The organism is Pseudoalteromonas sp. GCY (assembly GCF_016695175.1).
Taxonomy (GTDB): domain Bacteria; phylum Pseudomonadota; class Gammaproteobacteria; order Enterobacterales; family Alteromonadaceae; genus Pseudoalteromonas.
In genome coordinates this window covers 62,382-88,823 of record NZ_CP068022.1, presented here as the reverse complement: position 1 = coordinate 88,823, position 26,442 = coordinate 62,382, and the positions used below count along the sequence as shown (strand labels likewise).

24 protein-coding genes are annotated in these 26,442 nt (G+C 42.5%); 15 read left to right on the top strand and 9 right to left on the bottom strand.

The window, feature by feature from the left end; all coding sequences use genetic code 11:
• Position 1 precedes the first annotated feature (1 nt).
• Positions 2 to 3,070, top strand: coding sequence for an efflux RND transporter permease subunit (locus JJQ94_RS00335; protein ID WP_099029572.1), 3,069 nt, complete (start codon positions 2 to 4; stop codon positions 3,068 to 3,070).
• An 80-nt stretch (positions 3,071 to 3,150) separates the two neighbouring features.
• Here JJQ94_RS00335 and rnd read toward each other — a convergent pair whose 3' ends face one another.
• The 3 genes from rnd to JJQ94_RS00320 form a co-directional block, all read right to left on the bottom strand.
• Positions 3,151 to 4,281 carry a ribonuclease D gene (rnd, locus tag JJQ94_RS00330; RefSeq protein ID WP_099029571.1) on the bottom strand — a complete coding sequence of 377 codons (1,131 nt, stop codon included), beginning with the start codon at positions 4,279 to 4,281 and terminating at the stop codon, positions 3,151 to 3,153.
• A 77-nt stretch (positions 4,282 to 4,358) separates the two neighbouring features.
• Entirely contained in the window at positions 4,359 to 6,011 is a 1,653-nt protein-coding gene (gene fadD / locus JJQ94_RS00325) for a long-chain-fatty-acid--CoA ligase FadD (RefSeq protein ID WP_099029570.1), read from the bottom strand.
• A 192-nt stretch (positions 6,012 to 6,203) separates the two neighbouring features.
• Complete coding sequence (locus tag JJQ94_RS00320; RefSeq protein ID WP_099029569.1) at positions 6,204 to 7,076, bottom strand: alpha/beta fold hydrolase; 873 nt, start codon at positions 7,074 to 7,076, stop codon at positions 6,204 to 6,206.
• A 188-nt stretch (positions 7,077 to 7,264) separates the two neighbouring features.
• Between JJQ94_RS00320 and JJQ94_RS00315 the strand changes: the two genes are divergently transcribed.
• A complete protein-coding gene (locus JJQ94_RS00315; RefSeq protein WP_099029568.1) occupies positions 7,265 to 8,557 on the top strand; it encodes an alkaline phosphatase in 1,293 nt (430 codons plus the stop codon).
• 75 nt (positions 8,558 to 8,632) lie between these two features.
• On the opposite strand, the gene JJQ94_RS00310 is transcribed toward JJQ94_RS00315, so the two are convergent.
• The 4 genes from JJQ94_RS00310 to JJQ94_RS00295 all read right to left on the bottom strand — a co-directional run bounded on the left by JJQ94_RS00310 (position 8,633) and on the right by JJQ94_RS00295 (position 12,004).
• The gene (locus tag JJQ94_RS00310; protein WP_017216823.1) at positions 8,633 to 8,929 is read right to left on the bottom strand and encodes a hypothetical protein; all 297 of its coding nucleotides are present in this window, start codon (positions 8,927 to 8,929) and stop codon (positions 8,633 to 8,635) included.
• A gap of 44 nt (positions 8,930 to 8,973) precedes the next feature.
• Entirely contained in the window at positions 8,974 to 9,660 is a 687-nt protein-coding gene (tsaB, locus tag JJQ94_RS00305; RefSeq protein WP_099029567.1) for a tRNA (adenosine(37)-N6)-threonylcarbamoyltransferase complex dimerization subunit type 1 TsaB, read from the bottom strand.
• A complete protein-coding gene (locus JJQ94_RS00300) occupies positions 9,650 to 11,488 on the bottom strand; it encodes an ATP-dependent DNA helicase (protein ID WP_099029566.1) in 1,839 nt (612 codons plus the stop codon). Before JJQ94_RS00300 ends, tsaB begins: the two co-directional genes overlap by 11 nt.
• A gap of 171 nt (positions 11,489 to 11,659) precedes the next feature.
• On the bottom strand, positions 11,660 to 12,004 hold the full coding sequence (locus tag JJQ94_RS00295; RefSeq protein WP_099029565.1) for a hypothetical protein: 345 nt from the start codon (positions 12,002 to 12,004) through the stop codon (positions 11,660 to 11,662).
• A 278-nt stretch (positions 12,005 to 12,282) separates the two neighbouring features.
• Between JJQ94_RS00295 and JJQ94_RS00290 the strand changes: the two genes are divergently transcribed.
• The gene (locus JJQ94_RS00290; protein ID WP_099029564.1) at positions 12,283 to 13,287 is read left to right on the top strand and encodes a hypothetical protein; all 1,005 of its coding nucleotides are present in this window, start codon (positions 12,283 to 12,285) and stop codon (positions 13,285 to 13,287) included.
• Between the two features lie 95 nt (positions 13,288 to 13,382).
• On the opposite strand, the gene JJQ94_RS00285 is transcribed toward JJQ94_RS00290, so the two are convergent.
• Complete coding sequence (locus JJQ94_RS00285) at positions 13,383 to 13,628, bottom strand: hypothetical protein (protein ID WP_010605471.1); 246 nt, start codon at positions 13,626 to 13,628, stop codon at positions 13,383 to 13,385.
• 336 nt (positions 13,629 to 13,964) lie between these two features.
• Between JJQ94_RS00285 and hisG the strand changes: the two genes are divergently transcribed.
• The 12 genes from hisG to JJQ94_RS00225 all read left to right on the top strand — a co-directional run bounded on the left by hisG (position 13,965) and on the right by JJQ94_RS00225 (position 24,505).
• Complete coding sequence (gene hisG, locus JJQ94_RS00280; RefSeq protein ID WP_099029563.1) at positions 13,965 to 14,864, top strand: ATP phosphoribosyltransferase; 900 nt, start codon at positions 13,965 to 13,967, stop codon at positions 14,862 to 14,864.
• Between the two features lie 4 nt (positions 14,865 to 14,868).
• Positions 14,869 to 16,164, top strand: coding sequence for a histidinol dehydrogenase (hisD, locus tag JJQ94_RS00275; protein ID WP_099029562.1), 1,296 nt, complete (start codon positions 14,869 to 14,871; stop codon positions 16,162 to 16,164).
• A complete protein-coding gene (gene hisC / locus JJQ94_RS00270; RefSeq protein ID WP_099029561.1) occupies positions 16,157 to 17,224 on the top strand; it encodes a histidinol-phosphate transaminase in 1,068 nt (355 codons plus the stop codon). The genes hisD and hisC overlap by 8 nt, the downstream gene beginning before the upstream one ends.
• Positions 17,221 to 18,282, top strand: coding sequence for a bifunctional histidinol-phosphatase/imidazoleglycerol-phosphate dehydratase HisB (hisB, locus tag JJQ94_RS00265; protein ID WP_099029560.1), 1,062 nt, complete (start codon positions 17,221 to 17,223; stop codon positions 18,280 to 18,282). The genes hisC and hisB overlap by 4 nt, the downstream gene beginning before the upstream one ends.
• Complete coding sequence (gene hisH / locus JJQ94_RS00260; RefSeq protein WP_099029559.1) at positions 18,279 to 18,869, top strand: imidazole glycerol phosphate synthase subunit HisH; 591 nt, start codon at positions 18,279 to 18,281, stop codon at positions 18,867 to 18,869. Before hisB ends, hisH begins: the two co-directional genes overlap by 4 nt.
• Positions 18,870 to 18,881: 12 nt before the next feature.
• On the top strand, positions 18,882 to 19,616 hold the full coding sequence (locus JJQ94_RS00255; protein ID WP_099029558.1) for a 1-(5-phosphoribosyl)-5-[(5-phosphoribosylamino)methylideneamino] imidazole-4-carboxamide isomerase: 735 nt from the start codon (positions 18,882 to 18,884) through the stop codon (positions 19,614 to 19,616).
• Positions 19,598 to 20,371 (top strand): imidazole glycerol phosphate synthase subunit HisF, encoded by a 774-nt coding sequence (hisF, locus tag JJQ94_RS00250; protein WP_099029557.1) that lies wholly within the window; start codon positions 19,598 to 19,600, stop codon positions 20,369 to 20,371. The genes JJQ94_RS00255 and hisF overlap by 19 nt, the downstream gene beginning before the upstream one ends.
• On the top strand, positions 20,368 to 20,979 hold the full coding sequence (hisIE, locus tag JJQ94_RS00245; RefSeq protein WP_099029556.1) for a bifunctional phosphoribosyl-AMP cyclohydrolase/phosphoribosyl-ATP diphosphatase HisIE: 612 nt from the start codon (positions 20,368 to 20,370) through the stop codon (positions 20,977 to 20,979). Before hisF ends, hisIE begins: the two co-directional genes overlap by 4 nt.
• Positions 20,980 to 21,198: 219 nt before the next feature.
• The gene (locus JJQ94_RS00240) at positions 21,199 to 21,699 is read left to right on the top strand and encodes a hypothetical protein (protein ID WP_099029555.1); all 501 of its coding nucleotides are present in this window, start codon (positions 21,199 to 21,201) and stop codon (positions 21,697 to 21,699) included.
• A 393-nt stretch (positions 21,700 to 22,092) separates the two neighbouring features.
• Positions 22,093 to 22,884, top strand: a complete 792-nt coding sequence (locus tag JJQ94_RS00235; protein WP_099029554.1) for a dermatopontin-like protein — start codon at positions 22,093 to 22,095, stop codon at positions 22,882 to 22,884.
• Positions 22,885 to 22,999: 115 nt separating this feature from the next.
• A complete protein-coding gene (locus JJQ94_RS00230) occupies positions 23,000 to 23,761 on the top strand; it encodes a glycosyltransferase family 25 protein (protein ID WP_099029553.1) in 762 nt (253 codons plus the stop codon).
• A 195-nt stretch (positions 23,762 to 23,956) separates the two neighbouring features.
• Positions 23,957 to 24,505, top strand: a complete 549-nt coding sequence (locus JJQ94_RS00225; protein WP_045990127.1) for a YkvA family protein — start codon at positions 23,957 to 23,959, stop codon at positions 24,503 to 24,505.
• Between the two features lie 91 nt (positions 24,506 to 24,596).
• Here the strand turns inward: JJQ94_RS00225 and JJQ94_RS00220 are convergent, their stop codons facing one another.
• Positions 24,597 to 26,375: a M61 family metallopeptidase gene (locus JJQ94_RS00220; protein ID WP_099029552.1), complete on the bottom strand. Its 1,779-nt coding sequence runs from the start codon at positions 26,373 to 26,375 to the stop codon at positions 24,597 to 24,599.
• Between the last annotated feature and the right edge of the window lie 67 nt (positions 26,376 to 26,442).

The window sequence follows — 26,442 nt, the reverse complement described above, 5'->3', positions numbered from 1 at the left end:
TATGAGTTTAGCCAAATGGTCAATTGAGAATAAGGTCATCAGTTGGATGTTTGCATTGCTCCTTCTTATTGCTGGGGCAGCATCCTATTTGGGCTTAGGCCAGCTAGAAGATCCTGAATTCACACTAAAAAAGGCCATGGTCGTTACCATGTATCCTGGTGCATCACCACAACAAGTGGAAGAGGAAGTCACCTTCCCGATTGAAAATGCAATTCAGTCTCTGCCGTATGTTGATTATGTCACTTCAATTTCTTCTCCCGGTAAGTCACAGATCACTGTTGAGATGAAGAGTAAGTACCGTAAGAAAGACTTACAACAGATCTGGGATGAGCTGCGCCGTAAAGTAAATGATCTCTCGCCAAAGTTACCGCCTGGTGTTAGACCGCCAAGCGTTATCGACGATTTTGCTGATGTTTACGGTGAACTCTACGCGATTACTGGCGAAGGCTATTCGTATGATGAGCTAAAAGACTACGTTGACTTCTTGAAACGGGAATTAGTGCTAGTAGAAGGTGTGAGTAAAGTCACTGTTGCGGGTGAGCAGCAAGCACAAGTGGTAGTTGAAATATCAACACAAAAACTATCACAACTTGGCATCGCGCCAAGCTATCTTTTCTCGCTGCTACAAGCACAAAATACGGTTTCTAATGCGGGTAAAATACGGGTTGGAGATGAGTCTATTCGCCTGCACCCTACTGGCGAGTTTACAGACGTCTCTGAGCTTGAGGGTTTACTGATCTCAAAGCCTGGCGCCAAAGAGCTTATTTACCTAGGCGACGTGGCAAAAGTGACACGCGAATATGCTGAAGTGCCGAATCATATCACGCGTTTTGCACAAAAACGTGCGCTACTGGTTGGGGTTTCTTTTACCTCAGGCGTAAACGTTGTTGAGGTGGGTAAAGAAATTGAACATCACTTACAGCAATTAGAATATCAGCGCCCGTACGGTATTAAGATAAACACGGTTTACAATCAACCAACAGAAGTAGAAACTTCGGTTGACGGTTTCATCGTTAGTCTTTTAGAGGCTGTTGCCATTGTAATTATCGTTTTACTTATCTTTATGGGTGTAAAGAGTGGTATTTTAATCGGTGGTATTTTGCTTATTACCGTGCTGGGCACCTTTATCTTTATGAAGATATTCGCCATTGATTTACAACGTATTTCATTGGGTGCTTTGATTATTGCACTGGGGATGTTAGTCGATAATGCCATTGTTGTGACAGAAGGTATTTTGATTAATATTAAACGTGGTCAATCTAAAGTAAAAGCTGCTGTGAACATTGTTGAACAGACAAAATGGCCACTTCTTGGCGCAACTGTTATCGGGATCACCGCATTCGCGCCGATTGGTTTAAGTTCAGATGCTAGTGGTGAATTTGCTGGTTCTTTATTTTGGGTGTTGTTAATTTCATTACTACTAAGCTGGGTAACAGCAATCACACTTACGCCATTTTTTGCCAATATGATGTTTAAGGGGCCTAAGGAAAAGTCATCAGATACCAACGAAGAAGAGGACGACCCCTATAAAGGTGTGATCTTCACCGTGTATAAATCGATGCTAACCTTCAGTCTAAAAAACCGCGCGATTACCATTATTTCTATGGTACTGCTATTAGTTGCTGCGGTTGTTGGCTTTAAATCCGTTAAGCAGTCATTCTTCCCAGCTTCAAATACGCCTATATTCTATGTGGATTACTGGCATTATCAAGGTGCTGATATACGCAGTACGGCGCAGAATGTTGAGAAGATAGAATCATTTTTACTGGCCGATCCGATGGTTAACGAAGTAACGACAACGATTGGTCAAGGTGCGCCTCGTTTTATGTTGACCTATTCGCCTGAAAAACAATACGACGCTTATGGTCAGTTAATTGTGCGTGTAAAAGACCGAGAAGCTGTGGTGGCTATGATTGCTAAGCTTCGTGACTATGAGCTTAAAAATGAGCTAGACGGACGTCTCAAAATAAAGCGCATGGAAATTGGTCCTTCAACTGACGCAAAAATCGAGGCTAGGTTCTCGGGACCTGATCCTGTCGTGTTACGCCAACTTGCTGAAGAAGCCAAGGGTATTATTAGCCAAGACGATAAAGCGTTCAATATTCGTGATAACTGGCGACAAAGAACCAAGTTAATCCGCCCACAGTTTAACGAATTAAAGGCGCGTCGTTTAGGGATCAGTAAATCTGACTTAGACCAGTTGCTACTGACTTCGGTGTCGGGTAACAAGGTAGGGTTATATCGAGATGGTACGCAACTGTTGCCTATCATTGCGCGCTCCCCTGAAGAAGAGAGACTCAATGTTGAAAATCTTGGTGATCTACAAATATTCAGCCCTGTCCTTAGCGTATACGTTCCAGTATCGCAAATCGTGGATGATTTTAGTGTAACTTGGGAAGATAGCTTGATCATGCGCCGTGACCGCAAACGCACAATCACGGTAATGGCTGATCATGACGTGATAGGTGATGAAACCCCAGCTAAATTATTTTCGAGAGTGAAGGCGGATATTGAAGCCATCGAGCTACCCCAAGGATACGAGATGCAATGGGGCGGCGAATATGAGTCGTCAAGCAAAGCGAAGAAAGCCATTTTTGGCTCATTACCAATCGGTTATTTAGCGATGTTTATGATCACTGTGCTGCTCTTTAACTCGGTGAAAAAGCCGTTAGTTATCTGGTCTACAGTGCCGCTTGCCATTATTGGGGTAACGGCAGGCCTTGTACTACTACAAGCTCCATTTAGCTTTATGGCACTGCTAGGCTTGCTGAGTTTGTCAGGAATGTTGATTAAGAACGGTATTGTACTAATGGATCAAATAAATATTGAGATCGACTCTGGTAAGTCTCCTTACCAAGCGGTATTTGATTCTGGTGTAAGTCGTGTAAGACCGGTGTCTATGGCCGCTATCACAACCATATTGGGTATGATCCCGCTATTATTTGATGTGTTCTTCCAATCCATGGCAGTAACCATTATGTTTGGTTTGGGTTTTGCAACCATACTGACGTTGATTGTATTACCAGTGTTACACTGCGTGTACTTTGGTATCAAACAACCAAAAGACTAATTGAATAACATCCACCTCCTTCGGGAGGTGGATGTTATTATCGCTTTCACTTCTCTTTCATCTTTTAGTAGACAGGAGTGCTACTGCCACCAACTGTCTAACTTATCTGCAACAAGCTCAGCCCTCCAGCCTAACGCAAGATCGGGTTTCATCAGCAATTGCTTTTCTTCCGGTGACTTTTTCCACGACCAGCTGATCACCTGATTGATTTGTTTCTTCGAGGCAAACACATCAACCGGAATGTCGTTAGCTTTGGCGACTTCTGCGATAAGATGTTTGATATCCTTGCACGCCGCCTTATAGCCTTTAAAGTCGATGAGTCTTCTTACGCGTTGTGGGCAATCTTGTTCACTCACTTCTTTTGCTTTTTCTATACAGGCGAGAATTTCTTTACCAGAGCGATTGACTTCCATCGGTTCAACACCTGGAACATTGCGCAAACTGCCCAATGAGCTTGGACGACGTTTGGCAATTTCTACCATGTTATGTTCTTTAAGCACGAAATTTAGCGCTAAGTTCTTTTTCTCTGCCTTGGCTCTGCGCCACGCTGCAAGTTCTTTTAGGGTAGCAAGATCTCTAGGCTTAAGTTGCCACACGTTTTTGACATCAAGATAAAGCACTTCATCTGGCTGGCGGAAGCTTCTCTTTTGGGCGAGCAATTCACTCTCTTGAAGCACTATGTTAAATAACTGCTTTTCGTTTACTCGCGCTTGAATAGTCTCAAAACATGGCAGTAAATGATATACATCAGAGGCGGCGTAATCTAATTGGCTTTGAGATAAGGGGCGACGTAACCAATCCGTTCTGGATTCACTTTTGTCAATTTCTACGTCTCTAAGTTGCTTAACCATATTAGCAAAACCAATACAACTCCCCTCACCTAACAATTGTAAAGCAAACTGGGTATCGAATATTGGTGATGGGATAAAACCTGCAAACTTTAGAAATACTTCGATATCTTCTGATGGAGAATGAAGCACTTTTAAAACACGAGTATCGGCAAATAACGTCCACAGTCTACTAAAATCCATATCGGCTAGCGGGTCGATAAGTGCAAGATGGTTACCATCAAAGATTTGTAATAAAGCAATTTCTGGGTATAAGGTGCGGCGACGCATGAATTCGGTGTCGACGGCGAGCACCTTGGCTTTCGAAATAGACAAGACAAATTCATCTAGTGCTGTTTGGCTTTCAATAACTTGATACTGCACTGTTACTCCCATGCAATTTACATAACTAGCCATATCACACTAGTTATAAAAAAGCCGGCTAGTGCCGGCTCTATTTGTTATTCTTTTAACGCTCTACGCAGTATTTTACCAACGTTAGTCTTTGGCAGTTCATCTCTAAACTCAACTAGCTTTGGTACTTTATAGTTCGTTAGATTATCTCGGCAATGTGCAATTATATCTTTTTCTGTTAAAGATGGGTCTTTTTTAACAATAAAAACTTTAACTTGCTCACCACTAACCTCATTTGGCACGCCAACCGCTGCAACTTCTAACACGCCTTCGTGCATAGCAACGACTTCTTCGATTTCATTAGGGAAAACGTTAAAGCCAGACACTAAGATCATGTCTTTTTTACGATCAACGATGTAGAAGAAACCATCATCATCATAAGTAGCGATATCACCCGTTGCAAACCAGCCGTCTTTTAAACATTCGGCTGTTGCGTCTGGACGGTTGTAGTAACCAGCCATCACCTGTGGGCCCTTGACACACAACTCACCGGGCTCACCTTTAGGAGTTTCATTGCCGTTGTCATCAACAATCTTAATGTCAGTGCTTGGTGCAGGTAAACCAATAGAACCGTTGTAGGCTTCAAGATCATGTGGGCAAATAGTAACTAGCGGCGCACATTCTGTAAGACCATACCCTTCCATCAGCTTTGACTTTGTCACCTTCTGCCAGCGCTCAGCGACTGGGCGTTGTACGGCCATACCACCACCTAAAGACATTTTCAGGGTTGAAAAGTCGAGGTCGGCAAACCCAGGTGTGTTCAACAAACCATTAAATAGCGTGTTTACACCAGTTATCGCGGTAAATGGAACCTTTGACAGCTCTTTTACAAACGCTGGCATGTCACGCGGGTTGGTGATCAAGATATTGTGACCACCGTACTTCATAAAGGTCAGGCAGTTCGCTGTTAATGCAAAGATATGGTAAAGCGGTAGCGCCGTGATAACGACCTCTTTTCCTTTATCCAATACTTTATCTAAACAGCCAGAGACTTGCTCAAGGTTTGCCACCATGTTGCCATGAGTAAGCATCGCGCCTTTAGATACGCCAGTTGTACCGCCAGTGTATTGCAAGAAGGCAAGATCACTCAGCGTCACATCCGGATTCTGATATTTTGTAGGATCTGCCGCAATTACTTCTTTGAAAGGAATGGTATTTGGCAGGCTAAAGTCTGGCACCATTTTTTTGAAGTGCTTAACAACAAAGTTCACCAAGTGCTTTTTGAAGCCACCTAACATGTCACCAATTTCTGTCAGCACTACGTGCTTCACACTTGTTTTTGGTAAGGCCTGCTCCAGTGTGTGGGCAAAGTTTGCGAGAATAAAGATAGCTTTTGACTCGGAGTCGTTTAGCTGATGCTCTAATTCGCGTACAGTGTATAGCGGGTTGACGTTTACAACGGTACAACCAGCACGTAATACACCTAAAATAGTAACTGGGGTTTGTAACAAGTTTGGCATCATGACCGCAACTTTATCGCCACGACCAAGCTTCAATTCGTTTTGTATGTAACTAGCAACTGCTTTGGTTTTTTCATCAACTTGCTGATAAGTCAGTGTCTTTCCCATATTGGTGTAGGCTGGATACTGGGCATAATCTGCAAAACTTTTTTCAAATAATTCAAGCAATGAGTTGTAATGCTCTGGGTCGATAGTTTCAGGCATACCTTCTGGGTAGCGCTTAAGCCAGATTTTTTCCACTCTTAGCTCCTGTGTTCTCGTTATTTTTATATTCACCCTAAACCATAAACGATGTAAGGCACTTTAACAATTGAGCAAATACTCTAAAAACGCCATATTCCCACAATATCTGAGGATTTACAATCTAGATGCTGTTGAAACGAGGGCTTTAGCGCTCTTTGCGAACTTTTCTTTCCATGATTAGTTTATTCTTTACGCTCCTTCAGTTGTAAACGATGTTTTGTCGCGGTTTTGGTGTGCTTCAATTAGCTTATAGCAAATTTCTGGGTTTTCCATATGGCAATGGTGGCCGCCAGGTATTTTCTCAAGCTTGAGTGATTCGAAACAACCCTTAAATTGACTATATTGTCTGACAATCATGCCATAGCCTTGTTCCGCTAACACCAGTAAAGTTGGAACGGATATCCCATTAAGTGCCGATTTTGCCTGAGAGATGGAATATCTAAATCCAGAATGATGCTTTAGTCGCGGGTCCAATCTAAGTTGCACGCCGTCAGAATGCGGTTGAGTATTTCTTGCCATAAGCAGCGCTGCTATTTCTACAGAAACATCACTAACTTTACTACGCAGTTGCGCAAGTGTATTTATATCAGGATAAACCCTTTGTTCAGATTGTTTTAACTTATCTCGAGAATTAAACGCATTAATGAGCTGGGTTTTGGTATCACTCTCTGAGGTGCTCACAATTCCGATCCCCTCGATTAATACCAAAGATAAACAACGTGTTGGATAGCAGCTTGCAAACAAGTTAGCTATCATCGCTCCCATAGAATGACCAACAATATGGCATGTTTTGATCTGCGCTAAATCTAAAAAGCACTTTAGGTCATAGACATAATCGATAAAGTAATAGAAGGCGTCAGCACTTTTCCAATCTGAGTGTCCATGACCAGGTAAGTCAAGCGCGATATGCGTGTATTGAGTATTGCAAAATGGTGCAAATGGCACAAAGCTATTGCTGTTGTCTTGCCAACCATGAAGGTAAACAACGGTTTGCTTTCCTTCTCCCCAGCTTTGGTAGGAGAATGGCCCGATTTTTTGTTCTTTTATCGCATATAGAGACATCGACGAATTCTTTTAGTGTTCATTGTACCATCATTGATTTATCATCTTACCGTGACATATTTGAACTTACTACTTTGATTTGTTGAAAATATTTTTATCGAACATCCATTCTATTATGAATGTGTTTTAAATCGATCAAATAGCAGAGAATCACAAACTTCCATCACGATAAGTACACGGGAATAACAATGAATTTCAAAACTAGCCTTTTGGCCTCATTTGTTGGATTAGTATTTGCGGCTCCGACATTGGCTGCTCCAAAAAACATTATTTATATGATTGGCGACGGTATGGGGCCGGCTTACACTACGGGCTACCGTTATTTTAAAGATGACCCTTCAACGAAAGTGGTTGATCCAACGGTTTTTGACTCTATTTTGGTTGGTATGGCGCATACCTACCCAGACGACGACACGGTTGTAACAGATAGTGCTGCGGGTGCAACCGCTCTGAGTACAGGAACAAAAAGCTATAATGGCGCAATTGCGGTAGATACCCATAAAGAACATTTGGAAACGATGCTTGAAGTGGCGAAAAGAAAAGGTAAAACAACCGCGCTTGTTGCAACATCGCAAATCAACCACGCAACACCTGCAAGTTTCGCGTCTCATAATGAGTCGCGTCGTAACTATGACGACATTGCCAATGATTACATCGACAATAAAATCGCAGGAAAACTACCTGTAGATCTCATGCTTGGTGGTGGCACTAAATATTTCATTCGTGAAGATAGAAACCTAGTTAACGAATTTAAAGACGCGGGTTATCAATACGTTGATGCTTTATCTAAGCTTGAAACGCTAAACAAAATTCCTGCGATTGGTCTGTTCGCAGAAGTAGGTCTGCCATTCGCAATTGATGAAGAGCCGCAGCGCCTAACTAAAATGACTAAAACGGCACTATCATTATTGGAAAACCAAAATGATAAAGGCTTCTTCTTAATGATTGAAGGTAGTCAGATTGACTGGTGTGGACATGCTAATGATATCGCTTGTGCTATGCATGAAATGGACGACTTTGCAGAGTCAATTAAGCTGGCAAAGGCTTTTGTTGATAACAACCCTGACACTATCCTAGTGATCACAGCAGATCACTCTACCGGTGGATTAACGCTTGGTGCGAATGGTCAATATCGCTGGGAGCGTGATGTGATCGCTAAAGTGAAAGGTTCAGCGGGCGAGATAGCAAAAGTACTTGCAAAGACAAAAGACGTTAAAGCAACGTGGCAAAAGCTCACAGGTCTTGAGTATGACAGTGCGACTGAGCTAAAAGTAAAAGAAGCACTATCACAAGGTCCAAAGGCGCTTAGTGTTGTCGTTAAAGAGGCAATTAGTGATGCATCTTTCACTGGTTGGACAACGGGTGGTCACACCGCTATCGATGTACAAGTGTTTGCCCATGGTAAAGGTAAAGAAGCATTTATTGGCTCGCAAAACAATACTGCAATTGCAGATAAACTGATTGGATTTATTAAAAAGTAAAAATCTTCATCTACTATTCCAAACAAAGAAGGTCAGCATTTGCTGACCTTCTCTTTTTGATCCTTGGGAGAGTTGTTACGCGTAAACAGAGACGCCAATCATACTTTTGATCTCATCTCGTCTTGCTTCCGTTGCAATTGCTTTGTATTCACTAATTGCCTGTCCAGTGCGAAAGTTAGGGCGGTCGTAGATAGTAGAACGTTGCTGCGATTGGAATTGCTCCACCAACGCAATGCCCTTTTCACTGGTTTTGATCTGAGCGGTATTGAGCTTAGCCGTATTTCCTTCTTCTATAGCAGGACTCACCGCCTTTTTAGGCTGTGGCTTTACTTGATATGTACCTGCTTGTTGAATGATTGAATTTAGTTTCACGGTTTAGCTCAATAGATACGAAATGCTTGTATAAAAATACGCCTTTATTCTCGACCTGGCAACTTTTTCCACGTAACAGTATCCCTCACATATTTTGGCTGGGCGTCAGCTGCATCCACAGATAGGCCTTGTGTGAAACTATCGTCGGCTATAAACAGCATGTAATAAGCATCAGGTAACGTGATATTGTCAATGATTTCGCATTCAAGCTGTGTGGCAAGCTCTGAGAATGCTTGCCATCCTGTACCAACACCTGCCGCACCACTTGACGTAAAGTCGATATTTTCAGGTTTAATAACTGTTTCTTCGGTGCTTGGTTGAATAACACCACTAGTTTCGCCGTTGTATTGGCATAAGTAGATCTCACCCATACGTGCATCTATTGCCGACACTACGCTGGACTTGCCTGCTTCCATGTATGCCTGTTGCGCCATCGCCTGCAAAGTTGAAACGCCAACCAACTTAAGACCTGAAGAATATGCTAAGCCTTGCGCAACCGCTGTACTTATTCTCACACCAGTAAAGCTGCCAGGCCCACGTCCAAATACAATGCCATCAAGCTCACTAAGCGTGATATCGGCTTCGCGTAAAATACGTTCAACTAAGGGAAGTATCTTTTGGCTATGCTGCTGTGGGCAAACCTCGAAGTGGCGAATAAACTTGCCTTCATAGTGCAATGCAATACTGAGTGCTTCGGTGGAGGCGTCTATGGCCAACAGGTTATTTTTCATTTTTATCAATATTCTCTAAAAATCGAATTGCCTTGTTTAAGTCTCTCGTGCGAGACATATCAGGCAAACTACTTAAAAACGTCTGGCCGTATTTTCTCGTAACTAAGCGATTATCGCAAATAATCAGTACACCTTTATCGTTAGCATCACGAATTAATCGCCCAACCCCTTGTTTCAGCGCGATAACAGCTTGGGGGAGTTGTATTGCATCAAAGGGTTCCAATCCACGCATTTCAGCGTCTCGCATGCGCGCTTGCAACAAAGGGTCATCTGGTGAAGCAAATGGTAGCTTATCAATGACGACACAACTCAAAGTGTCACCTCTCACATCCACGCCTTCCCAAAAAGAAGCTGTACCAAGTAGTACGGCGTTACCGTGCCGAATAAATTGCTCTAAAATTATCCGTTTCGATGCTTGACCCTGCATAAAAATGGGGTATTGCAGTGCCGTATTCAGCCCTTCGTACACTAAATGCATCGCGCGATAGCTGGTAAAGAGTAAAAATGTACGCCCTTTTGCAGCTTCAATCACCTGTTTTGCAAGCTTTACCAGCGCATGTGGCATTAAGTCGTCACGGGTTTCTGGCAAATAGCGTGGCAGGCAGAGTAAAGCCTGCTGCTTATAGTCAAATGGACTATCAACAATAAATTGTGAGGTCGGTTTGAGTCCTAAGCTACGACTAAAGTGCTCCAGGGAATTATCAACGGATAAGGTGGCGGAGGTAAATACAAAGCTTGCCTCAGTGGTTTTGACAATTTGTGCAAACTTACTTGATACATCAAGCGGCGTGATATGAATAGATAAAAAGCGTCTTGTGGTTTCGAACCAGTAACTAAATCCAGTTTGACTGGTATCAAAGGCACGTTCAAACTGATTTTTAAAGGTCATGACCTTTTCAAATGGGTGTTCTATTTTTTCGCTTCTATCCAGACAAAGCTTGAGCACTTTATAGAGAAAGTCTAAGTTAGCTATCACTCGATGCATCGCATCGCAAATCGGTTTATTCGCCAGCGCCTCACGCCAATCACCACGAGCACCATCGCCACCAAATACCAAACGCAAATCGGCGACACTAGTTTCCAATTTATTGAGCGTTTTGCCTAGTTGCAACATATCTGGAATATCAGAACGGTAGATCACCCTTAAATCGTTAATAAGCGCCTGCAAAGCTTTAGTGCTGATAGTCTCACCAAAGTAGTCACTGGCTATTTCTGGTAATTGATGTGCTTCATCGAAGATATAGCTATCTGCGGTTGGCATTAGCTCCGCAAAACCTAAATCTTTTACGGCCATATCGGCAAAAAATAAATGATGATTGATCACCACAACATCGGCATCGACAGCCTTCAATCTTGCCTTTCGGATATAACAGTCTTCATAGTCTGGGCACTCTTTCCCTAAACAGTTATCTGCAGTTGAGGTAACGTAGGGTAATACTTTTGCGTCTTCTTCGATACCCACACAGTCGGCTAAGTCTCCACTGTGTGTTTCAGAAGCGAACTTTGCAACCATGGCAAGTTGATGCATAACATCTGGGTCGTCGGTTGGCACATGGCTCAAATGCTGTGATAAACGATAAGGGCAAAGGTAATTGGCTCTACCCTTTAGCAAAGTGACTTTTTTCCCACTGCCAAGCACCTTTTTTAGGGTCGGCACGTCACGATGGAATAATTGCTCTTGCAAGGCCTTAGAGCCGGTTGAGACGATGACTTTACCTTTAGACTGAAAGGCAGGAATGAGATAGGCAAACGTTTTACCCGTCCCTGTTCCTGCTTCGGCGATGCATTGTCCACCATTTTGTATGGTTTCTTCTACCGCAATAGCCATATCAATTTGGGGCTGTCTTGGTTGATAGCCCGGGAAATGCTGGGCTAAAGGCCCCGTAGAAGAGAAAGTCGTAGATACAGCCAAAGTAATGTAGTTTACAAACAGACAGGTCGCGAAATTGTATGTGGCTAAGCATCAAATCGCAACCGCTGTTTGGCAATAACTGAGTGTTTACCTGTTAAGTTGTCGTTTAATCTTAATCATGCCTACCCCACAAATAGTGAAATACACGAGATACAAAGCGATGCGGTTAGGCCAAGTAGGCTCTGGTGAAGGCATTACAACACGCAAGTAATCGTTCAAAACCAGCATACCGACACCGACAATGATTGCTGTCAATTTAAAGTGGCGGTGATTGGCCGAAGAAATGGTAAACAAGGAAACTAGGAGCAGTACAAGGCTTAAGTAAAATGCTAAAACAGCCATGCTACCGGGCACAACACTGGGGGCTAACGCTAGCACAGACAGACCTACAACGAACCAACCTATGAGATTTTTTACTGATTTATACGACATGTTATTTCTCCTTAAATAAATGGTCGTTAATTTATGCAACTTTGTTTGATTTATTGAATACAAACAGAACTATCAAATGTATCGGTATCGAAACAGAACACGACGAGTGTATCGATAATGGCACGCAAAATACAGTAAGAGTAAAGCGATAACAGCCTACATCATATTGATTGTATGAATAAAAATATAAAAAGTAAAAGCTGGTATCAAAACTGCGAATTAAGCTTACGTTAGAAAACACACAATAGTGATAATGGACACACTAAAAAGGACACAACATGTTTATTAAATCGCTTATATATACCTTTTGCACGGTTATTATTTTGTATAGTGCTTTAACACAAGCACAGCAACCCAATCCTCAAATAACAATGCTTGAGTCTGCTTTTTATAATCGTCAGTATCAGCAAGTCACTAAAATGCTTAACACGCTAAAAGATAAAGAGCTTGATGCAGAAATAATGGCCGTGTCAGTTGCGGTTGCGCAAAATGATGGTAATAAAGAAATACTGTTAAACACCTTGATTAAGCGCCATATAGACAATGCAAAGGTGCATTTTACTGCTGGTAATTTATGGTATCAAATTAAACAACAGTCAAACCTTTTTAATAAACTTAGCTTAGTTGAGAAGTCTAACAAGCACTTTATAAGAGCTGCAGAATTGGCGCCAAATAATCCTGAGTACTTAGTATCTGCAGCGAAAGCATTAGCTATAGAAAGTGGCTTTTGGGATTTTGAAAAAAAAGCATCAAAAACGATAGTTGATAGACTAAAAGCAATGGATGACCGCTACTATAACTTGGCTTTTATGGACTACTTACAAAACACACAAAATGAAGAGTTAGCCCTAAAAACGGTAGCTTCTGTGGGTCAACATTATGCGCAAGATATCGTTTTGATCCATCGAGCTGCTAACTTATTGTGGACTTTTTCAGCGAAAGACGGAGCGCAGCGTTTATTTACTAACGGGTGCCTGATTGAGCATATTGCATTAAGCCAACTACCAACGTGGAGAGATGCTTGTGTTTCATCGGTTTATTTAGCGCTTCAGCAACACGGTGATAAGCGTAGGGCTGTTGATGCTATGGAACGCTTATTGGGAAAAGAGCGGGTACAGGATGAGCAGCATATAGAGTATTTAATGCTTCAGGCTGAGTTATACCGAGTACTGAAACAAAACAAAAAGGCTAGAAGTGCCTACCTTCAGGCATTGAATCTCACCAAAGTGCGTTCAACTGAGCGAGATATTCGCCGCGCTTTAGCTGAGCTAAACGATAAATAAACTAGGTTCGAAAGAGCGGATGATGGGCTTATTGGCGGATAGATAAGCTTTGGTATTGAGAGATGTTCAATAGGTTAGAGCCAGCATAATTATATCTACGCCCATGTATCTAGATTCTCACCCTTATGTTCTTCGTGAGATTTTTCCTCCTCATCCTCTTCATCTTCGCTTTCTTTAATTTTTTCATGCTCAGCAGCTTGGCGTTTAAGTTCGATCTCGGTTTTTAGATCTTTCTTAACTTTTTCAATCTTATAGTGCTGCACACCAGCCACATGAAATGCAGACTTATGAGTTACATCTAGCCGTACGATTGGGCCTAAAAAAGGTTTAAATGCATCCATCTGTTCCTCCACTAACCTACTGTTGGTCTTACTTATTATCGGCTGTTATAAGCTATTCTTTAATTTGCGTAAAAAAATGATTGCCAAGTAGAACAAAATTATGTTTATCTATAAATGAAATTTTTGAACAGCAGATATATTACAAAGGTAACATCATGCTAATGATACTGACAGCAATTCATCATCACCATCATCATACGGGATAACCTGTCAGTTATTTCGCTGGTGGGTTATTCCTTAAAGGAACCTCCGGCGAAGCAAAAAGTATAGTCAAAGTTTATTTCGCCCCGAGGTTCCGCCTCGGGGTTTTTCGTTTAAAGAATTAGGAAATAAATAATGAGCAACAGCAACCGTTTAAGAATCGCAATCCAAAAATCAGGCCGTCTTTCAAAGGATTGCCAAGCCCTACTCAAACAACTTGGTGTAAAACTAAACTTACGTGAACAACGTTTGATCGCCCACTCTACCAACATGCCTATTGATGTACTTAGAGTACGTGATGACGATATTCCGGGCCTTGTAATGGACGGCGTTTGTGATTTAGGCATTGTTGGCGAAAACGTGTTAGAAGAAGTTCAAGCTGAGCGTGTTCGCAACGAGCAGTTTGCTGAAGTCACTAAACTTTCAAAATTGGACTTTGGTTTTTGCCGCCTAGCGCTGGCGTGGCCACAAGAGCTAGGTCAACAGGAGAAAGCCTGGTTTAACGGCAAACGCATCGCAACCACCTACCCTGAGATTTTAAAGCAATATCTAAAACGTGAGAGCATCGATGCCAGTGTGGTCATGTTAACAGGCTCAGTAGAAGTTGCACCTCGAGCAGGCCTTGCTGACGCCATTTGTGACTTAGTATCAACCGGTGCAACGCTCGAAGCTAATGGTCTTATGCAAGGGGATACCATCTTAGAATCCAATGCTTGCCTCATTCAAAATGCAGCGTTGACTGACCAAAGTAAGCTTGCGCTGATCGATAAGCTAATGCCACGCCTTAAAGGGGTGAAACAAGCAAAAGAAAGTAAGTACATCATGATGCATGCACCAAAGAATAAGTTAGATGAAGTATGTGCATTACTTCCAGGCACAGGCCAACCAACTTTACTTGCACTTGCTGGCAGCGATGAATATGTTGCACTTCACATGGTCAGCTCTGAAACTCTATTTTGGGAGACGATGGAAGAGTTAAAAGCGCTTGGTGCTAACTCGATTCTCGTCATGCCAATTGAAAAGATGATGGAGTAACAGCATGTTTGATTGGCAGTTAGCCACCAGCGAGCAACGCATCGAATGCTTGAGCCGTCCTGCGGTCAAAGTGGGTGGCAAGGTAAAATCGGCAGTTGAAAAGATAATTGATAACGTCGCTCGCAACGGCGACACCGCGTTACTAAGTTATGCCGAGCAGTTTGACGCCCGTGTTAGCCCAAGAATACGGGTAATGGGGTCAGAGCTTATTGAAAGCGAATTTGCGTTAACACCTGAACTTAAAAGTGCTATTGACCAAGCGTATAGCAACATTAAAAAGTTTCACCAGTTGCAGTTACCACAAAGCAAGAAAATAGAGACTCAGCCAGGTGTGACCTGCGAGCTCAGATATCAAGCGATAGAAGCCGTGGGTTTATATGTGCCAGGTGGTAGCGCGCCACTACCTTCCTCTGTATTGATGCAAGGCGTGTGTGCGCAGCTAAGTGGTGCAAAAACAATCGTGTTGGCGACGCCGGTTAAAGGCGATAGCCAAATACATCCTGCGATTTTGTATGCGGCTAAATTGTGTGGCGTTACGGATGTGATTGAATGTGGTGGTGCAGGTGCAATTGCTGCCATGGCGCTAGGTACTAACAGCGTACCAAAAGTGAACAAAATTTTTGGTCCAGGCAATAGCTTTGTCACAATGGCAAAACAGCTGCTTTCTCAGTCAGTGCCGGGACTTGCGATTGATATGCCGGCTGGCCCTTCTGAGGTGTTAGTGATTGCAGATAAGGGCGCTAACCCAGAATTTATCGCCGCCGATCTACTTTCTCAAGCGGAGCATGGGGAAGACTCGCAAGTAATATTGTTAGCGTCTGACAGTCAACTTATCGAAGAAACTGAAGCTGCAATCGAGCGTCAACTAAGCAAGCTTAGTCGCGCCGATATTGCAAGAGCCGCGCTTAAAAACAGCACGCTGATTTTAGTTGAAAGCGTAGAGCAAGCATTTGAGATCTCAGCAGAGTATGGGCCAGAGCACCTTATCTTGCAGATAAGAGATGCGGAGCGTTTCCTGCCGCTAGTAAAAAACGCAGGCTCAGTGTTTGTAGGTGACTATACGCCAGAGTCAGCAGGTGACTATGCTTCTGGCACCAACCATGTGTTACCAACCTATGGTTATTCAAAAACCTACTCAAGTTTAAACCTGATGGATTTTTATAAGGCTTACACAGTACAAACCATCACAAAAGAAGGGCTACGTGGGTTAAGTACTGCGATTTTACCTTTGGCACAAGCTGAGGGCCTAGATGCACACGCGAACGCCGTTAAAGTGAGGCTGGAGAATAATAATGACTAATATTGCGCTACCAAATAACATTGAAAAACTTAAGGCCTACAGCTCTGCAAAGAGTGCAAAGTTGACTGGCACCACGTGGCTCAATGCCAATGAAAGTCCATACGCTCGTGTGCTTGAAATGTGCTTTGATAACTTAAACCGTTATCCAGATCCGCAGCCACAAGCGGTAATTGATGCCTATGCAGGCTACGCTAAGATCGAGCAAACAAATGTACTGATGACGCGTGGTGCCGATGAAGGCATTGAGTTATTAGTACGAACGTATTGTGAACCGGCCAAAGATAGCATTGCAATCTTTACCCCTACCTATGGTATGTACAAAGTAACGGCAGACACCCATAACATCGCGATTAACGAATTAAGCCAAGCGCAGCTTGCCAACGACGATGTAGGTTCGCTCATCAGTGCAATTGGTGACGCTAAATTGGTATTTGTGTGTAATCCAAATAACCCAACCGGCGCATTACAACCTGCCAGCAAAGTCGCAGCACTTGCTGATAAGCTTAAAGGCCGTGCAATCGTGGTCGTTGATGAAGCTTATATTGAGTTCTGTGAAGAAAAAACCTGTGTCGAGCTTATCAAAGAATTCTCAAATGTCGTTGTGCTGCGCACGCTATCTAAAGCGTTTGCACTGGCAGGACTGCGCGTTGGCTTTATGTTAGCGAGTGAAGCGCTATTGGCACCGGTGAGAAAAGTGATTGCGCCCTACCCTGTTTCTACGGTCGTAGCACAAATAGCAGCAACAGCGTTAACGTCAGACGCGATAACGCAGATGCGCCGGCAAGTCTCTATTTTGAACCTAGCAAAAAAGAAGCTTATACAATGGCTACAAGACAGCGAGTTCGCAAGCGCAATACTATGCGGCGAAGGCAACTTTGTTACTTTACAGCTAACCGACAAACAGTTTGTGGAGCAAGCGATGCGCCAAGGGTTAATCATGCGGCCATTTGTGCTGTTTGGCGAGGACAACTGGCTGCGGATCTCTATCGGCAACGAGCAGGAATTAAAACAAGTAGAAAACTGGCTAAAACAATGCCAAGTCACTGAGGAAGTATCATGAGCGCCCCCTATTTATTCATCGACCGCGATGGCACTATTATCGAAGAACCAATAACCGACAAACAAGTGGATAGTCTAGAAAAACTGGCACTTTTACCCAATGTGATCCCCGCGTTATTACAACTGCAGTCATTTGGCTACAAGCTAGTGATGGTATCTAACCAAGACGGCCTCGGTACAGATAGTTTCCCTCAAGCTGATTTTGATGCGCCTCAAGACAAAATGATGCAAATTCTAACAAGCCAAGGGATCCGTTTTGAGGAAGTTCTGATCTGTCCTCACTTTGACGAAGACAACTGCCAATGTCGCAAACCTAAAACAGGATTACTCACAGAACTGATGCGCTCAGGTAAAGTGAACCTTAGCAAATCATTTGTTATTGGCGATAGGCAAACCGATATTCAGCTTGCAAAAAACCTCTGCATTGAAGGTATTCTTTACGAAGATAACTGGCCTGCTATTGTGACGCAGTTAACCACCTTAAATCGCAGTGCACAAATTGCCAGAAATACCAAAGAAACACAGATTTCGGTAGCGATAAATCTGGACCAACAAGCCAATGGGGAGATTTCAACAGGGCTTGGTTTTTTCGACCACATGCTAGATCAGATCAGAACTCACGCTAACCTTGGCCTGAATATTCAGGCGAAAGGTGACTTACATATAGACGAGCACCATCTCGTAGAAGACATCGGGATTGCCCTTGGTCAGGCCTTTAAGACCGCGCTTGGCACAAAATCACAAATTGCACGTTATGGATTTGCGTTGCCGATGGACGAATGTAAAGCAGAATGTCAGTTGGATTTATCTGGACGCGCGTCTTTTGTACTTAATGCTGACTTTACACGAGATAAAGTTGGAGACTTGGATGTACAAATGGTTGAGCATTTCTTTAAGTCCTTTGCGGATAATGCGGCAGTGAGTTTAATTCTGAGCGTAAGCGAAGGTAATGCACACCATCAAGTTGAGGGGTTATTCAAAGCGTTCTCTCGTGCTATTCGTATGGCAATTGCAACGGATGCGTCACAGCAAATGGCAAGTTCTAAGGGGTGTTTATGATTGCAATCATTAATACCGGTTGTGCCAATATTAACTCAGTGCGCTTTGCATTTGAGCGCCTTGGCGTCACACCTGAAGTGATCACAACACCGGAGAAATTAGCCAGCTTTGAACGAGCAATTTTACCCGGCGTAGGCCACGCCAATGTGGCAATGAAGCGGTTAAATGAGCAAGGCTGGGCAGAGGCAATAGCTGACTATCAACGGCCTTTGATGGGTATCTGTTTAGGGATGCAGCTTCTTTGTGAATCGACTGAAGAAGGTGATATTCCGTGCTTAGGCCGCATTCCGGGTAAGGTTGAGTTATTGGAGACCAATGAGTTAACTGCACCGCATATGGGCTGGAATAATCTCCGTGTGGCGAAGCCTCATGCGCTCACTACTGGGCTCAATGAACAAGACCAAGTGTACTTTGTACACAGTTTTGCGCATACCATCAATCAATCTACACTGGTTTCGGGTGAGTACGGTCAGGCGTTTTCTGCGATTGTTGCAAACGACAATTATGCCGGCATGCAATTTCACCCAGAGCGCAGCGGCAAGGTTGGCGCGCAGCTTTTACAAAACTTTATTAATTGGCAGCTATAAAAAGGACGAACAATGATTATTCCCGCTTTAGATGTATTAGAGAACAATATTGTTCGTTTGTATCAAGGCAAGTATGAAACCGCACAATTTTACCCATTTGATTTAGCTGAGCGTTTACTTGAATATCAAAACGCAGGCGCAGCTAAGCTACATTTAGTGGATTTAGAAGGCGCTCGTGATCCGAGTAAAAAGCAATGGCGCACTATCCAAGCGGCGACTAAGGCTTTATCTGTTCCCTTTCAGGTAGGCGGTGGTATTCGCAGTATTGAAGACGTAAAGCAGTGGTTAGATGCCGGAGCTGCTCAAGTGGTGATAGGCTCAATGGCAGTAGATAAACAGCTAGAAGTTGCTGCATGGATTAAAGCATGTGGTGCCGATAAATTTGTGATAGCACTTGATGTGAACAAAACCGAAAGCGGCTGGTCTCCTGCTACTCATGGCTGGCTAAATGATGCGAAAAGCGATTTATTCGAGCTATTAGATTTTTATGTTGAGCAAGGTGTGAGCGATTTTTTATGCACAGATATCAGTAAGGACGGCACGATGACAGGTCCATCATTTGCCTTATATGAAGACATCACTAAACATAACAGTGCAATTAAAGTACAAGCGTCAGGAGGCGTGAGCTCGCTTGATGATATTGCTCGACTTGCAAAGCAACAAGTAGGTGGAGTGATACTTGGCAAATCGCTACTTGAAGGTGTATTTAACGTTGAGGAGGCTCTATCATGCTATCAAAACGCATAATTCCTTGTTTAGACGTAAAAGACGGTCAGGTGGTCAAAGGTGTTAAATTCCAAGGCCATGAAGTAGTGGGGGATATTCTTGATCTCGCCCAGCGTTATAGCGAGGCAGGTGCTGATGAACTGGTGTTTTATGAGATCAGTGCTAGCGTCGAAAAGCGTCTGTTAGACGTAAATTGGGTCGCGGAGATTGCCAGGCATATCGATATTCCATTTTGTGTAGCTGGTGGGATTAAATCGGTGGCCGATGCTGCTCGAGTGCTTGAGCAAGGCGCGGATAAGATCTCCATTAATAGCCCTGCGATTGCAAGGCCTGAACTTATTAAAGAGTTACATGACGAATTTGGCAAGCAATGCGTGGTTGTAGGCGTAGATAGCTTTTATGACCAGCAAACTCAAGAGTATTTAGTTTATCAGTTAACTGGCGATCCGAATGCGGCAAGCCGTACTCGATACAAAACGCAAGAATGGGTCAAACGAGTTCAAGATCTTGGAGCCGGAGAGATTGTACTTAATTGTATGAACCAAGATGGCGTGCGTAATGGTTATGATATAGAGCAGCTCTGTGCGATTAGAGCGCTGTGTAAAGTGCCACTTATCTCCTCTGGCGGCGCGGGCAGCATGCAAGACTTTGTTGATGTTTTTAAACAAACAGATGTAGATGGTGCTTTGGCTGCAAGTGTGTTCCATAAAGGTGTGATTGAAATTCCAAAGCTCAAGCAGTTCTTAATAAATAATAATGTGGCGGCACGACAATGATTATTAATAAACAAAATATTGCTGAAGTAGATTTTGATAAATCAGCACTGATCCCCGCTATCGTACAAGATGTTTTAACCGGGGTAGTGTTGATGCAGGGCTTTATGAACAGAGAAGCCCTTGAAGTGACATTAGAAAAGCAACTCGTTACTTTTTATTCGCGTTCAAAATCGCGTCTTTGGACCAAAGGTGAAACCTCAAACAATGTTTTGACCTTGGTGGAGGTGCATACCGATTGTGATAAAGATAGTCTGCTGATCTACGCAAAACCGCAAGGTCCAACTTGCCACCTTGGCAGCGAAAGCTGCTTTGCGGACACCATGCCGGAGCTTGCATTTTTAGGAAAGCTTGAGCGAGTGATAGCCCAGAGAAAAAATGCATCCCCTGAAAGCAGTTATACCGCCTCTTTATTCGCTAAAGACTTAAGCCGTAGTTGTCAAAAAGTGGGAGAAGAAGGTGTTGAAGTGGCGCTGGCGGCGATGAAAAACGACAACGAAGAGTTACTCAATGAGTCCGCAGACTTACTGTATCACCTTATTGTGTTACTTCAGAGGCAGGGCCTTACACTCAGTGACGTGGTCAATACGCTCAAAGATAGGCATAAGTAATTTGCACTTTGGGTAAGTAATCATTTCGTCTACCCCCACTTTGGCTTGTTCCAGACATCGTGCCGTAACAAGCCAGCTTACTACAATCGGGATAAATCTGTAATTAGATCAACTCCCGTTCATATAAATAAGGTAAACTTCTCATAGTCTTACAACTATGCAGTGGCAAAATATTAGTCTAACTTTAATGGTGCTATTGCGAACAGTATGGAACGGTTTATGAAAACAAGATTACTTGGTCTAATGCTGGCAGGGTTGACAGCTGCCGGATGTTCAACATTGACCCCTGAGCAACAAGAAAAGCTCGACGATATGTCTAATTGCGAGAAACTTAATGCACTTCTAAGTGCATCATCCAGTGGGTTTTCTGCGCTTAAAGGCGCTGAAGTCGGCGCAAAGTTAATCAACTCTTGGCAGGCCAAGGCACACCTAGTTGGCAATAAATGCCAAATCATAGAAAGCGCTTCTGGAAAATCTAAATATACCTGTTCTGAGCTGTTCAAGGAGTATGAAAACGCGGTAAAAATCCATAACTATGCGCAGAGTCTCGCAAAGCAATGTTTAGATCACTCTTGGGTTGGTGATAGCCAAAAGAGTGGCCAGCTAATGCGTACGCAAATTATGTCACCGAGCTCTACTAGCAAAATTGCAATTGAACTAGGCAAAGGCCTCGACAAAGTCACGCCATGGATCGTTACGTTTAATGTGACTGAAAAATAAGATGTGAAATACGGAGAAGCGTTGTGCTTCTCCTACCCTGTCCCCCTAAGCATTCCTCCTTTGCAATCCACTTCACTTTGTCTGTTTGAGCGTTAATAAATTTTTAATTGTTGCTTTACTCGATTCTAATGCCGCTTCGCGTGGCGTCTTTTATATAAAAATAGTGAATAGTAATTGTGGTGTAACGCGATAAAAATTTAGAAAAAATAAGCAGTATATATTTTGAGCAGAGTTGGGATCTGCAACAGTCTATATTTAATTGATGCTGATTATGCATTTCTTTGGTTTTGATGTGTTAATAAAAAGCTTGTTTATTAAAAAAAAGTAGCATTTAATTCAGCTGCTATTTTTGTTGTTAGCGCTAAATTAACTACTATTTTTAAAGGAATTAAGATGAACACATTGATAAAGTTGTCTGCTCTATCCCTCTTTATTGCTATGCTTTGCACCCCTGCTTCGGCTAATGAGCAAGCTAAGCCATTTGAATATACAGTAAATGGCAGTGTATATGAGATCCCCGCTTCTCAAGCTAAGAATTTAGATGAGATAATTGCGCTAATAGAAACTAATAACGATGTTTCAGGTTATGACGTTACTGAGACTAAGTTAGCAAAAACTGAGCGCACAGAAATTGCCAGTGATTTTTCAACGCTAGCTGGTGGTAACTTACGTGTTTATAGTGAACTCAATACGGGGTATTTAAATGATTTTGACCAAGCATTTACTTACACTTGTCCAAGTAATATGTTTATTAAATCAATTTCAAGCTACCATCAAGATAAACAAGAAGACAGACGTTTTAGCTTAGTCTGTGCAAAATTTACAACGGATAGCGGTAGTCGCATTTATCGTAAAACGACAAAGTGGAGCGGTTACGTAAATTCATATGATCAAGCGTTTAACTTTGTTTGTCCTAATGGTCAATTCTTTGTCGGAATATCAAGTCGTCACGATAATGGCACAGAAGACCGTTTGTTTAACTTTAATTGCGCATCTATGGCAACCTCTAGCACAGGCGCTGCACTATTCGCTGAATCATGTATTACAACACAATACACAGGTTACGACCAACCTTGGACATTAGGTGGTAATGGTGCAATCATCGGTATGTCAAGTCGCCATGATAACCGAACGGAAGACCGTCAGACTGCAGTGAGTTATTGCTCAGCTGCGAGTGATTGGTAATACTTTCTTATAGAGTAGGGTTGATACCCTACTCTATGTCAGAATTTGGTCATTTCATTGTCATACAAAAGTCGCACACTCTAAATGTAATTAGTTAGCGGATTTAAGACTTATTGTGACCAAACCGAATATTTTTCTCATCAATTTAGATTCTTGTACTGATAGACTCAAGGAGTCTACTTTCCAGTTTGATAAGTTCTCACTACCCTTTGAAAGAATAAGTGCCATAAAAGGTGTAGAGCTGAGCGCAGACGTTTTAGATACGAGCTATTGTAAGTTAAAAAACGCTAAGCAATACTTCCGGCCTTTAACATTAGGTGAGATAGGCTGTTATTTAAGTCATATAAAAGTACTGAGCAAAATTGTTGACTTAGAACTGCCCTATGCTTTTATTTTTGAAGATGATTTTCAACTCCACGACGACTTAGCACAGATAGACCAACTGATCGCTTCATTGCCATTTGATTGGGATATGATCAAGCTATTTCAATCTCAGAAGAACAAACGCACTCCGATTGCAAGCTTCGAGCTAAATAAATCGTTATCGTTATTTATGCAAAATAAAGTACCTGCCGGAACCGTTGCCCAGCTTGTAAGTCTTAAGGGGGCAAAGAAAATATTATCCAAATCAATTCCTTTCGGCAGACCGATTGATATTGATTATCAACATTTTTGGGAAAAAGATCTGAGTGTTTTTGTAATGAGTCCTTGTCCTGTTAGCCATGGTGAAAAGTTTGCGAGTACCATAGATAGAGCACCAAGTGCTACAGGAGTAAAGCGGTATTTTTGGCGTAAGCAGTTGCTACAGATAAATAAGTTTATAAAAAACAAGTTTTATCGCGGACTGGTTCTCAAACGCTATCAGCAACACTTCTAGTTATATGGTGCGAAAGCCGCTGTACGCCTTTTGAACAATAGGTTTTATACTTGTACGTAATAGAGAAAAATTCGTGTTAAAAGTGTAATTTATGGGAAGACTTCTGAAAAAGATGTGCTAGTATCTAAGATTATTGCAATAAGTTTAACTTTTTGCTTAAACCATTAATAATAACAACGTTGAGGGAGCACAGACGTGTCTATAGAAATCAACTTTGAACTCTCTGATTCAGATCTTGAACACTTCCGTGGAATGATGAAAGCTGCTATTGAGAAAAGTGGCGATGTAAGTGATGCCGAAATCATTGCTAAAGCGCGTGATTTAGTGGCAACGATGGAAAAATCCAACCTTCCTGAATTTGTAAGCACTCGTCTAATTTCGTTACAAACGCTAATTGACGCAGTGTTAGATGAAGAATGGCAAATGCCTGAAGATGAAAAGCGCGAGATCATGGCTTCTCTTGCTTACTTCAGTGAGCCAGAAGACATCGTTCCAGATCATATCCCAGTATTGGGCTATGTCGATGATGCGATTATGATAGAGCTTGTGTTACAAGAGCTGTCGCTAGATTTAAAAGCATACCGTGAATTCTGTGGTTTTAGAGCTACTGAAGAAGCAAGACGTGGTGATAACGCTAAGGTCGATCGTGAAAGCTGGCTTGCGGGTACACGTTCTCAGATCCGCTCTTCTATGCGTAGAAGTCGTTCTAAAAACCGCTCACGCTTCTTCTCTCGCATTATGTAAGTTAAGTTGCCCTAAGTTAAGCTGATTGTGATTAATCTTAGGACTGTGAAACAAAAAGGGCTGATAGTTATCAGCCCTTTTTGATTGCGCATTATTTTATTTCATTTGGGTGAGAAACCCCCATCCAAGCTCTATAAAGTAGCGCTTGCTCGCTTGATGGGTTAGGCGTGAATGTTATCTTTTTAGGCTTATCATGGTCGCGGTTAAGCTTGATTTTCGCACTCATCAACTTATCTCGACGGATAAAATCTACCGCGATTGTTTGACCTGGCTCGAAGTTTTCTAAGCTCGCTTTTAAGTCTTTACGAACATGGTGCTTATCAAATGCAACGATAAGGTCGCCTGCTGTTAGCCCCGCTTGCCATGCATTTCCTTCTCGAGCTACATGGGTCAGCTCCAGTAATTCCCCCTTTTGTCTTGCCATACCATCTAAGCCTGCAATCACTTTTGCCGACTCTGGATAATCATAAACAAGCCCTACTTTGTCGAATAACTTGTCAAAATCTATATTCGCTGGCGTATCAACATATTCATTCCACCAAGTATTGTAGTCTTGACCGGTAAGCGCTTTTAGGATGTTTTTAACATCTTCACTGGTGAAGCTATTTGGCAGTTTATGCTGTTGGTAAAGTGCTTTATGAACGTCGCGGTAGCTAATTTTTCCTTTTGACTTTTCGAGTAAGTCGATATCAAGTGCCATGGACACCAACGCGCCTTCTGAATAGATATTGGTGCTGTAATTCATCCCATGATCGCCACCTTGATTGATCCATTTATCAAAGCTCGTTGCTGCAACCGACTGAACATGACGACCAGGAGTTTTCAAATGACGATTAACACGCTTAGTCAGCATTTTAAGATATTCGTCATTGGTGGTGATCCCTGCACTTAGCAGCAAATAATCCTCAAAGTAGCTTGTTGAGCCTTCTGCTAGCCATAATAAATCCGTGTAATTTGGTGCGACGTAATCATAAGGAACCATGCCCGCTGGGCGATAGTTTTTAACATTCCACGTGTGGATGAATTCATGTGCTGCTGTAGAGATAAAACCAATGTAGTCATCTCTTTCTTTAAAACTGTCTCTATGTCTTTGAATAATCGTCGAGTTTAAGTGCTCTGTTGCCCCTCGTGCACCACTGGTTGCATGCACCATAAAGACATATCGGTCATAAGGATAGTCGTGCCAAATGAGCGTGCCGGTTTGAACGAGTTTTTTAAGATCAGCGAGCATTTGGTCAACGTCATAGTTGCCCTCGCCCCAAATAACTAATTCATATTTGCGGCTATCTACCTCAAATTTATGCAGCTGATTAATACCAGTTTCAATAGGGGAATCTAACAAAATGTCGTAGCTATCGGCTTTGAAGCTGTGTTTTGAATCGGCAAAGTCCATACCAGAGACAGAGCGCCAGCCTTTAGGTACATTGAGCTCAACAGAAACAGGCTCAGATCTAAAAGAGTCACTAAACATCAAAAAGCCTGAGGCGTCGATAAACGCATGGGTGTCGTCAATGTGCCTGGAACGAAGACCCAACTCATTGGCATAAACCTGATATCTAACCGTCAGTTCGGTAGGTTCGCTAAGGTGTACGCGCCATGTGTTTTTATCAATTTTTTCCCATTTTTGTGCTTGCCCGCTTTGAGATTTTGCGTCAAAAAAGCGTACGCCGTTGGCTAAATCCAATATTTCGTAGCGACCTGTACGCCAATCTGGAAGTTGCACATCAATGCTTGATTGTGAGGATTTTGGAAACTTAACTTCTACTTCTGCAAGGTGATGCTGTGGTTGTGTAATTGAAATACGGTAGTCGACGTCAGCATAAACACTAAATGTTGCTGCACATGCTAAGGCTATTAGACTTTTCTTCATTATTTTTGTATTGGTAATTCGAGATAAAATCAATCTACCAAATCAGCGACTTACACGCTAAGTAATA

Excerpts from the sequence above, each read along its gene's own strand:
- JJQ94_RS00290 (WP_099029564.1), top strand. The coding sequence starts at position 12,283 with ATGTTTATTAAATCGCTTATATATACCTTTTGCACGGTTATTATTTTG.
- JJQ94_RS00335 (WP_099029572.1), top strand. The coding sequence starts at position 2 with ATGAGTTTAGCCAAATGGTCAATTGAGAATAAGGTCATCAGTTGGATG.
- tsaB (WP_099029567.1), bottom strand. The coding sequence starts at position 9,660 with ATGAAAAATAACCTGTTGGCCATAGACGCCTCCACCGAAGCACTCAGT.
- hisF (WP_099029557.1), top strand. The coding sequence starts at position 19,598 with ATGCTATCAAAACGCATAATTCCTTGTTTAGACGTAAAAGACGGTCAG.
- JJQ94_RS00220 (WP_099029552.1), bottom strand. The coding sequence starts at position 26,375 with ATGAAGAAAAGTCTAATAGCCTTAGCATGTGCAGCAACATTTAGTGTT.
- hisG (WP_099029563.1), top strand. The coding sequence starts at position 13,965 with ATGAGCAACAGCAACCGTTTAAGAATCGCAATCCAAAAATCAGGCCGT.
- JJQ94_RS00285 (WP_010605471.1), bottom strand. The coding sequence starts at position 13,628 with ATGGATGCATTTAAACCTTTTTTAGGCCCAATCGTACGGCTAGATGTA.
- hisIE (WP_099029556.1), top strand. The coding sequence starts at position 20,368 with ATGATTATTAATAAACAAAATATTGCTGAAGTAGATTTTGATAAATCA.
- hisC (WP_099029561.1), top strand. The coding sequence starts at position 16,157 with ATGACTAATATTGCGCTACCAAATAACATTGAAAAACTTAAGGCCTAC.
- JJQ94_RS00255 (WP_099029558.1), top strand. The coding sequence starts at position 18,882 with ATGATTATTCCCGCTTTAGATGTATTAGAGAACAATATTGTTCGTTTG.
- hisH (WP_099029559.1), top strand. The coding sequence starts at position 18,279 with ATGATTGCAATCATTAATACCGGTTGTGCCAATATTAACTCAGTGCGC.
- JJQ94_RS00320 (WP_099029569.1), bottom strand. The coding sequence starts at position 7,076 with ATGTCTCTATATGCGATAAAAGAACAAAAAATCGGGCCATTCTCCTAC.
- JJQ94_RS00315 (WP_099029568.1), top strand. The coding sequence starts at position 7,265 with ATGAATTTCAAAACTAGCCTTTTGGCCTCATTTGTTGGATTAGTATTT.
- JJQ94_RS00300 (WP_099029566.1), bottom strand. The coding sequence starts at position 11,488 with ATGGCTATTGCGGTAGAAGAAACCATACAAAATGGTGGACAATGCATC.
- hisD (WP_099029562.1), top strand. The coding sequence starts at position 14,869 with ATGTTTGATTGGCAGTTAGCCACCAGCGAGCAACGCATCGAATGCTTG.
- JJQ94_RS00295 (WP_099029565.1), bottom strand. The coding sequence starts at position 12,004 with ATGTCGTATAAATCAGTAAAAAATCTCATAGGTTGGTTCGTTGTAGGT.
- hisB (WP_099029560.1), top strand. The coding sequence starts at position 17,221 with ATGAGCGCCCCCTATTTATTCATCGACCGCGATGGCACTATTATCGAA.
- JJQ94_RS00240 (WP_099029555.1), top strand. The coding sequence starts at position 21,199 with ATGAAAACAAGATTACTTGGTCTAATGCTGGCAGGGTTGACAGCTGCC.
- JJQ94_RS00235 (WP_099029554.1), top strand. The coding sequence starts at position 22,093 with ATGAACACATTGATAAAGTTGTCTGCTCTATCCCTCTTTATTGCTATG.